The organism is Streptomyces sp. NTH33, assembly GCF_003236365.1.
GTDB lineage: Bacteria > Actinomycetota > Actinomycetes > Streptomycetales > Streptomycetaceae > Streptomyces.
Genome location: NZ_POTZ01000276.1, coordinates 1 through 9,761, shown reverse-complemented (window position 1 = coordinate 9,761; position 9,761 = coordinate 1). Strand labels below are relative to the sequence as shown.

The 9,761-nt window shown below is 73.9% G+C and carries 4 protein-coding genes; 3 read left to right on the top strand and 1 reads right to left on the bottom strand.

Annotated elements, in window-relative coordinates; all coding sequences use genetic code 11:
* Positions 1 to 138: 138 nt before the first annotated feature.
* Entirely contained in the window at positions 139 to 2,880 is a 2,742-nt protein-coding gene (locus C1I97_RS23810; RefSeq protein ID WP_181446879.1) for a lysylphosphatidylglycerol synthase domain-containing protein, read from the bottom strand.
* Between the two features lie 186 nt (positions 2,881 to 3,066).
* Here C1I97_RS23810 and C1I97_RS23805 point away from each other — a divergent pair, with 186 nt between their 5' ends.
* From C1I97_RS23805 to C1I97_RS23795, 3 genes are all read left to right on the top strand, one after another.
* Positions 3,067 to 3,453 (top strand): MGMT family protein, encoded by a 387-nt coding sequence (locus tag C1I97_RS23805; protein WP_181446878.1) that lies wholly within the window; start codon positions 3,067 to 3,069, stop codon positions 3,451 to 3,453.
* 302 nt (positions 3,454 to 3,755) lie between these two features.
* Entirely contained in the window at positions 3,756 to 7,112 is a 3,357-nt protein-coding gene (locus C1I97_RS23800) for an ATP-dependent helicase (RefSeq protein WP_111005227.1), read from the top strand.
* Positions 7,113 to 7,212: 100 nt separating this feature from the next.
* The coding region (locus C1I97_RS23795) for an ATP-dependent helicase (protein ID WP_111005226.1) at positions 7,213 to 9,761 on the top strand (2,549 nt) is incomplete at its 3' end.

Sequence of the window (9,761 nt, the reverse complement as noted above, 5' to 3'; positions counted from 1 at the left end):
AGCCCGCCGGCGGCGCACAGTCCGCGGGGGTTCTGCATGCCTTCATCCTCGCGCCGCCGGCGGGCTCGCGCGCGGGACGGGGGCCGTTCGGGGCAAGCGGAGGCGACGGGGCCGTTCGGGGCAAGCGGAGGCGGTGCCCTACAGGGCGCCCTTGCGCGTCAGGTGGTTGAAGGCCAGCCAGCCGGGCAGCACCGGCAGCCACAGGGTCAGCAGCCGGAACATCAGCACCGCCGGCGCGGCCACCTCCTTGGGCAGACCCACGGCGATCAGACCGACCGTGAGAGTCGCCTCGACCGCGCCCACACCACCCGGGGTGGGGGCGGCCGAGCCGAGCGCGTTGCCGGCGAGGAAGACGACGGCAACGCTGGCGATGCTGATCGAGGTCGACTGGCTGCCGAACGCCCGGATCGAGGCGTCCAGGCACATCACGAAGCAGAAGGTCAGCAGCAGCATGCCGCCGATGCCGGTGACGAGCTTCTGCGGCCGCTGCAGCACGTCCAGCATGCGCGGCACGACGCCCGCGAACAGGGAACGCACGCGCGTGACGACGAACTTCCGCAGGAACGGCACCGACGTGACCACCAGCACGAGCACCGCGACCGTCAGCAGCCCCGCGATGACTGTCCGGGACGGCGACAGCGACGGCGTCTTCTCGGTGCCGGTCAGATAGCCGAAGGACAGCAGCATCAGGATGTGGCAGCCCAGCCCGAACAGCTGCGAGGCGCCGACACTGGCCACCGCCAGCCCGGGGCGTACGCCCGCGCGCTGCAGGAAGCGCGTGTTGAGGGCCACCCCGCCGACCGCGGCCGGGGCCACGATCTTCACGAACGACCCGGCGACCTGCGCCGCCACGGTCCGCGGGAACGGCACCCGCTCGGGCACGAAGCCCAGGAGCGCCATGGCCGCCGCGACGTAGCTGAGCGCCGAGAACAGCACCGCCGCTGCCACCCAGCCCCACTGGGCGTGGGCGAAGAGCGTGTCGAACTCGATGTGCGTGAGCTGCGTCAGCAGGTAGTACGCACCGATGGCGCCCGCGATGAAACTGATCAGGGTGCGCGGCCGTACCCGCTCCAGCCGGGCGGGTTCGACCGGCGCCTGCGGCCTGATCCGCAGCACCTGGTGGCGGATCTGGGTGAGCAGGTCCTCCTCGCGGGCCTCCTCCAGAGCCTCGCCGATGGCCCGCTTCTCCGCCCGCGCCTCCGCACGCTCGGCCTTCTTGTCCTTCTTGTTGTGCTTCTCCGGCTTCTCGAGGACGATGGGGCCGACCTCCGCGGCGGACTCCTCCAGCCGGGCCTGCTTGTTCTGCCGGGATCCCTCCAGGACCGCCTCCCGCTCCCGCTGCGCCCGTTCCCGGGCCAGTCGGCGCAGGGTCGCGCGCGTGGAGCGCGTCAGCGCGATGGGCTGCAGCATGGGCAGGCAGTCGGCGACCGCGTCGGGCCCGAGGACACCGACCGCGGAGGCCACGGCGCGCTCCGCGCCCACCCTCAGGCCGAGCGTCGTCAGCAGCTGGGCGACGTCCATGCGCAACAGCAGATCACCGGCCGCGATCTCGCCGCCGCGCAGATCGGTGAGGATCACCCTGCCGGAACGATCCACCAGAATCGCGTCACCGGCCAGCCTGCCGTGCGTGATGCGCCGTGATTGCAGCGCCCGCACCTGTTGCCAGGTGTGGCGCAGCAGTTCGTCGGTGATCTCCTCGTCCGCCAGCGAGTCGAGCGTGCGCCCGCCGGTGTGCTCGTAGACGAGCATCACGGCGTCGGGGCCCAGCTCGGAGGTCGCGATCAGCTTGGGCGCGTTGGCGCCGGCCGCGATGGCCGCGTAGGCGAGCAGCGCCTCCTGCTCCAGGGCCTGGCGCAGCGACTGCAGACTGCTGCGGGTGGTGAAACCGCGCAGCGTGAGGTTGCGCCACAGACGGTAGAAGAAGCCCTGCGCCTGCTGTTCGCGGTCGACGACCGTGACGTCCAGCGGGGGGCCGTCCTCCAGGGTGACGAAGTAGCGCCGGCCGCGGTCGCCGCTGTCGGCGTTCTCCGCCACGTCCTCGCGGGCCGCGCTCACCGGGTGGAAGCCGACGGTCCGCAGCCTTGCCACCAGTGTCCGCCCCGTGGGACGGACGTTCGGCGAGCCGACCGCGTACAGGGTGCCGTAGGCGATGGTCCAGCCGATCAGCACCGTAAGGATGATCGAGAACGGCGTGGTGTAGCCGGTGACCAGCATCGAGAAGGCGTCGAGCAGCAGCACGATCCACAGCACCGCGCGCCAGCGCGGTCTGCGGGACATGCCCACGGCCGTCATGTACGCGATGACAGGAGCGAGATAGCCGTGCACCGGGTCGGTCAGCGCGTGGATGTCACCGGGGGAGGGCTGGGTGAGCGCTTCCTGGATCGAGTGCGGGGCGCCCTTGGCGACCCACAGGTCGGTGGCGAGCGTCACCCCGTGGGCGAGGACCGCCGCGAGCACGCCGTCGGCGATCCGCAGCCCGTCCCGCTTGATCAGCCGCTCGATCGCGAACGCGACCGGAACCAGCAGGATCGCGATGCTGGACGCCAACCCGGCGATCTTGATGAGTAGATCGGGTGCCTGACCGGTGCCCTTGTTGATGTCCTGTTCGAGGCCCGAGGTGGTGCCGTGCGCGAAGGCGGCGATCGTCAGCAGCACCACGATGGCGAGCACGCCCACCAGCAGCCGCATCAGGTCCGAGGGACGGTGCACGCGCGCGGGGAGCAGCGGTTCGTCGCCCTCCAGCTCGTCGACGTGGGCCACGTCCCTGTCCTCGGCGGATTTCCTGCCCGCCTTCGGGCCGTCCGTGTCCCTGGTGTCCGGACGCGACGAAGCCCCGGATGTGCCCTCCGCGCCGTCGGGGTGCACACCCTGCTGCTTCATGGTCTCTTCTTGGTCTCGTATCACCGGTCACCGCCCGCACGATGGTGGCATGCCCCACCGACACGCGAGGGCGTCAGGGTGCATGTGCGGGGGCGCACAGTCTGCCCGAAGCACCGCCCGGGAGCGAGGGCACGGCCTCGCCCCGGGCACGTCCCGCTGTCGGTGGGGTGGGGCAGGATGGGGCGGATGAGCGAAATGAGCCCTCCGGACGACGGCCGCCCGGAACACCCCGACGCGCTGCCCGAGTACGCCGAGCGGGTCCTCGAGGTCGCCGACCTGATACCGCCGGGGCGCGTCATGACCTACGGGGACGTCGCCGAATGGCTTCAGGAGGGCGGCCCCCGCCAGGTGGGCCGCGTGATGGCCCTCTACGGCGGAGCCGTCCCGTGGTGGCGGGTCGTACGCGCGGACGGCGTTCTGCTTCCGGGTCACGAGCTGCGCGCCCTCGCCCACTACCGCGTCGAGGGCACGCCTCTGAAGGAGGCGGGCAGGGCGGCCGAGGACCACCTGCCGCGCCTCGACATGCGGCGGGCCCGGTGGGACGGCGGCGAATGCGCGCAGGGTCACACCTGACAGCTTCCGCCATTCGAGGGGCCTTCGGGGAGCCCGTGGTCCGTACGGGGGAATCGGGACACGTGCGCGCCATGCCGTACGTTCGTGAGTCGAGGGACACACGTGACGGCAGTGCACGGTGAGGGCCACGGGAAGAAGGGGAAGTCCTCCTTCCGCACCCGGTCCCGGCGTAGCGTCGGCTGCACGTGTCCCCCTCACCCCGCGGCCACCGCTTTTCCCATCGGCCCGTGCGTCCCCGCGACGACGGCGCTGCGCGCCGGCCGTGACAGACCCCAGCACACCCACCAGGACCGGCGAACCACGTGAGCTCCTCTTCCTCCACCAGACGTCTGCCGCACCCCCAGGTGCGCCAGGGGAACCGTGGCGCCTACCGACTGGTGCGTACCCCACCGCCCAGGCCGGCTCCCCCTCTTCTGGACGCCGCACAGCGCGCCGTGGTTGACCACGAGACCGGTCCGTTGCTCGTCCTCGCAGGTCCGGGCACCGGCAAGACCACCACCCTGGTGGAGTCCGTGGCCGCGCGGATCGCCCGCGGCCAGGACCCCGAACGGATCCTGGTGCTGACGTTCAGCCGCAGGGCCGCCGTCGACCTGCGCGACCGCATGGCGCTGCGCGCCGGCGCGGCCCACGCCCCGCAGGCGACCACCTTCCACTCGTTCTGCTACGCCCTGGTCCGCGCCCACCAGGACAGCGACCTGTTCGTCGAGCCGCTGCGGCTGCTGTCCGGACCCGAGCAGGACGTGACCGTCCGCGACCTCCTGGCGGGCCAGGTCGACCTGGCCCGCCAGGGCCTGGGACACGTGCGCTGGCCGGACGAGCTGCGCGCCTGCCTGACCACCCGCGGCTTCGCCGACGAGGTCCGCGCGGTCCTCGCCCGCAGCCGCGAACTGGGCCTCGGCCCCGACGCCCTGGCGGCCTTCGCACGCCGCGGCGGCCGCCCCGACTGGCAGGCGGCGGCCGCCTTCCTCGCCGAGTACCTCGACGTCCTCGACCTGCAGGGCGTCCTCGACTACGCCGAACTCGTCCACCGTGCGGTGCTCCTCGCCCGCCGCCCCGAGGTCGCCGAGCGGCTCGCCGCGCGGTACGACGCGGTCTACGTCGACGAGTACCAGGACACCGACCCGGCCCAGGTACGGCTGCTGCGCACGCTCGCCGGGGACGGCCGCACCCTGCTCGCCTTCGGCGACCCCGACCAGTCGATCTACACCTTCCGGGGCGCGGACGTGAACGGCATCCTCGAGTTCCCGCGGACCTTCCCCCGCGCGGACGGCCGCCCGGCCCCCGTGCAGGTCCTGCGCACCTCCCGCCGCTCCGGCGCCGCGCTGCTCGCCGCGACCCGTCTGCTGACCCGGAGGATGCCGCTCACCCGCCTCCCCGCCGAGAAGGTCCGCGCCCACCGCGAGCTGACCCCGGTGCGCGACGGCGGCCGCGTCGACGTCCACACCTACCCGACACCGGGCACCGAGGTGGACAACATCGCCGACATCCTGCGCCGGGCACACCTGGAGGACGGTGTCCCGTGGAACGAGATGGCCGTCCTGGTGCGCGCCGGCGCCCGCGCCATCCCGACCCTCCGCCGCGCCCTGACGGCCGCCGGGGTGCCCCTGGACGTCGACGGAGACGACGTGCCGCTGCGCCACGAACCGGCGGTGGCGCCCCTGCTGACGGCGCTGCGGGCGGTGGCGACCGCGGAAGCGGCGCGGCGCGGCGCGGCGGAAGCGGCCGGCGAGGATCCGGAAGGGCGACCCGGGGAGCCGCCCGAAGGGCAGCCCGATGCGGACACCTGCTGGCTGGACACCGAAACCGCGCTCACCCTCCTCGCCTCACCGCTGGCCGGCATGGACGCCGCCGACCTGCGCCGCCTGGGCCGCGCGCTGCGCGAGGAGGAACGCGCCGCCGGCAACCCCCTGCCCCCGCCCTCGGACGACCTGCTCGCCCGGGCCCTGGCCGAACCCGAGCGCCTGGTCGCACACGACCCCACGTACGCGCGTGGCGCCCAGCGCCTCGGCGCGCTGCTCAGGAAGGCCCGTGAGCGGCTGGCGGGCGGCGGTACGGCCGAGGAGGCGCTGTGGGACCTGTGGGAGGGCACACCGTGGCCCGCCCGCCTGGAGCGGGCCGCCCGGCGCGGCGGCGCCGCGGGACGCAACGCCGACCGGGACCTGGACGCCGTGTGCGCGCTGTTCGCGACCGCCGCCCGCGCCGAGGAGCGCACCGGAGGCCGGGGCGCCCTGAACTTCCTGGAGGAGATCGAGGCCGAGGACATCGCCGCCGACACGCTCACCCGGCGCGCCGTACGCCCCGACGCGGTGCGTCTGATGACGGCGCACCGCTCCAAGGGGCTGCAGTGGCGCCTGGTCGTGGTCGCCGGCGTCCAGGAGGGGCTGTGGCCGGACCTGCGGCGCCGCGGCTCCCTGCTGGAGGCGGACCGCATCGGCCGCGACGGACTCGCCGCGCCGCTCACCCCCGGCGCGATGCTGGCGGAGGAGCGCCGCCTGTTCTACGTCGCCGCCACGCGCGCGCGTGAACGCCTCGTCGTGACCGCGGTGAAGGCTCCCGCGGACGACGGCGACCAGCCTTCCCGCTTCCTCACCGAACTCGGCGTCGAGCCCAAGGACGTCACCGGCCGTCCGCGCCGCCCGCTGTCCGTGGCGGCGCTGGTGGCCGAGCTGCGCGCCACGACCGTCGACCCGCGTGCCTCCGCCACTCTCCGGCGGGCCGCCGCGCACCGGCTGGCCCGGCTCGCCGCGCTCGCCGACGACGAGGGCCGCCCGCTGGTGCCCTCGGCCCACCCCTACCGCTGGTGGGGCATGGCCGACCCGACCGAGAGCAAGGTGCCGCTGCGCGACCGCGACCAGCCCGTCGTACTGTCCGGCAGCGCCCTCGACCAGCTCGCCAACACCTGCGCCCTGCAGTGGTTCCTCAGCCGCGAGGTCAAGGCCGACGCCCCCGCGAGTGCCGCCCAGGGCTTCGGCAACGTGGTGCACGTGCTCGCCGACGAGGTCGCCTCCGGACGCACCCCCGCCGACCTCGCGGTCCTCATGGAGCGCCTGGAGACGGTGTGGAACGCGCTCGCCTTCGACGCGCCGTGGAAGTCGGAGCAGGAGAAGGAGAACGCGCGCGTGGCGCTCGAACGCTTCCTGAAGTGGCACGTCCTGGAGCGCGCCGGCCGCACTCCCGTGGCCGGTGAGCACGACTTCGACGTGTCCCTGGCGGCGGGCGACTACCAGGTGCGCATCCGCGGCTCCATGGACCGTGTGGAGGCCGACGGCGAGGGCCGCGCCTACGTCGTCGACTTCAAGACCGGCAAGCAGGCGCCCACCGCCGCCGAGGTGGCCCGCCACCCGCAGCTGGCCGTCTACCAGCTCGCCGTCCGCGAGGGCGCCGTCGACGAGGTCTTCGGCGGCACGCGCCCCGAGCCGGGCGGCGCCGAACTCGTCCAGCTGCGCCAGGGCGCGGCCAAGCGGGACGGCGGCGACAGCCTGCCCAAGGTGCAGACGCAGGAGCCGCCGACGGGGGAGTGGGTCGGCGGGCTGCTGGCCACCGCCGCCGGGAAGGTCCTCGACGAGCGGTTCACGCCGACGGCCGGACAGCACTGCGCACACTGCGCGTTCCGCGCGTCGTGCAGCGCGCGGCCGGAGGGCCGCCACGTCGTCGAGTGACCCGCGTGACGAATGGCACCACGGGTGCTGACCTGCGCCTTCGCGGGCCCGGAGGGCGATGTGGCATTCACTGTCGGTGTCCGCCGCTAGCCTCTCTGGGGTGCCCGCCCGTATCACCGATCCCGAGCAGCTCAAGGAGCTCCTCGGGATTCCGTTCACCCCGGAGCAGACGGCCTGCATCACCGCGCCGCCCGCCCCGCAGGTGATCGTGGCCGGCGCCGGGTCCGGCAAGACCACCGTGATGGCGGCCCGCGTGGTGTGGCTGGTCGGCACCGGGCAGGTCGCTCCCGAACAGGTCCTCGGCCTGACCTTCACCAACAAGGCCGCCGGCGAGCTCGCCGAGCGCGTCCGCAAAGCGCTGATCAAGGCCGGCGTCACCGACCCCGACGTCATCGATCCGGACAACCCGCCCGGCGAACCGGTGATCTCCACCTACCACGCCTTCGCCGGCCGCCTCCTGACCGACCACGGCCTGCGCATCGGCCTGGAGCCGACCACCCGGCTCCTCGCCGACGCCACCCGCTACCAGCTCGCCGCACGCGTGCTGCGCGCAGCCCCCGGCCCGTACCCGGCGCTGACCCGCTCCTTCCCGGACCTGGTCGGTGACCTCCTCGCCCTCGACGCCGAGCTCGCCGAACACCTGGTACGCCCCGAGGAGCTGCGCGCGTGGGACACCGGGCTGCTGCGCACCCTGGAGGGCGCCAAACTCACCAACGCCGACCTGCGCAAGGTCCCCGAGACGGCCGCCGCCCGCCGCGAACTGGCCGAACTGGTACTCCGCTACCGGGCCGCCAAGCGCGAGCGCGACCTGCTCGACTTCGGCGACCAGATCGCCCTGGCCGCACAGCTCGCCCGGCTCCCCGAAGTGGGCCGCCTCCTGCGCGAGGAGTTCCGGGTGGTCCTCCTCGACGAGTACCAGGACACCTCGGTCGCCCAGCGCATCCTGCTGGCCGGCCTCTTCGGCGACGGCACGGGCCACCCCGTGACCGCCGTCGGCGACCCCTGCCAGGCCATCTACGGCTGGCGCGGGGCCTCCGTCGCCAACCTCGACGACTTCCCCGAGCACTTCGTCCACGCCGACGGCCGTCCCGCCACCCGCCAGGCCCTCAGTGAGAACCGCCGCAGCGGCGGCCGCCTCCTCGACCTCGCCAACGGCCTCGCCGAGCCCCTGCGCGCCATGCACGCGGGCGTCCAGGCCCTGCGCCCCGCCCCCGGCGCCGAGCGCGACGGCCTGGTGCGCTGCGCCCTGCTGCCCACCCACGCCGAGGAGATCGAGTGGATCGCCGACTCCGTCGCCCACCTGGTACGGACCGGGAAGGCGCCGGGCGAGATCGCCGTCCTGTGCCGTACGGCCACCGACTTCGCCGAGATCCAGGGTGCCCTGGTCACCCGTGACGTCCCGGTCGAGGTCGTCGGCCTGTCCGGGCTGCTGCACCTGCCCGAGGTCGCCGACCTCGTCGCCGTCTGCGAGGTCCTGCAGGATCCCGGCGCCAACGCCTCCCTGGTCCGGCTGCTGACCGGCCCGCGCTGGCGCATCGGCCCGCGCGACCTCGCGCTCCTCGGCCGCAGGGCGAGACTGCTCGTCGCCCACACACGCGTGGACGCCGGCGACGACCCCGACAGCCGGCTCGCCGAGGCCGTCGAGGGCGTCGACCCGGCCGAGGTGATCTCGCTCGCGGACGCCCTCGACACGTTCCTCGAAACACCCCTCGACGGCGACGGGGACGACGGGCTGCCGTTCTCCCCGGACGCGCGCGTGCGGTTCGCCCGGCTCGCCGCCGAACTGCGCGACCTGCGCCGCTCCCTGTCCGACCCGCTCATGGACGTCCTGCACCGCGTCCTCGCCGTCACCGGTCTGGAAGTGGAGCTGTCGGCCTCCCCGCACGCGCTGGCCGCCCGCCGCCGCGAGACCCTGTCGAACTTCCTGGACGTCGCCGCCTCCTTCGCCGCGAACGAGAGCGAGGCGTCACTGCTGGCCTTCCTCGGTTTCCTGCGCACCGCCGCCCAGTACGAGAAGGGCCTCGACAACGCGCTGCCCGGCGGCGAGAACACCGTCAAGGTGCTCACCGCGCACAAGTCCAAGGGCCTGGAGTGGGACGTGGTCGCCGTCCCCGGTCTGGTCACCGGCACCTTCCCCAGCGGCCAGGGCCGCGAGAAGTGGACCAGCCAGAGCAAGGTGCTGCCGCACGCCCTGCGCGGCGACGCCGACACCCTCCCCGACGTCGACAGCTGGGACGCGCGCGGGACGAAGGCCTTCCACGAGGCCATGAAGGACCACCAGCACACCGAGGAGCTGCGTCTCGGCTACGTCACCTTCACCCGCCCCCGCTCCCTGCTCCTGGGCTCCGGCCACTGGTGGGGCCCCAGCCAGAAGAGGCCCCGCGGCCCGTCCGCCTTCCTGCAGGCCCTCCACGACCACTGCGCCGCAGGAGGGGGCGAGATCGAGGCCTGGGCGGACGAACCCGGAGAAGGGGAGGAGAACCCGGTCCTGCACCGGGCCACCGCCGACCAGGTGTGGCCCCTGCCCCTGGACGGGGCCGCCCTGGCCCGTCGCCGCGAGGCCGCCGCGATCGTCCTGGACCATCTGGAGAACCTCGCCGGCCACACGGACCACCACCCGACGGCCGCCCACGACCCGCACGCCCACGA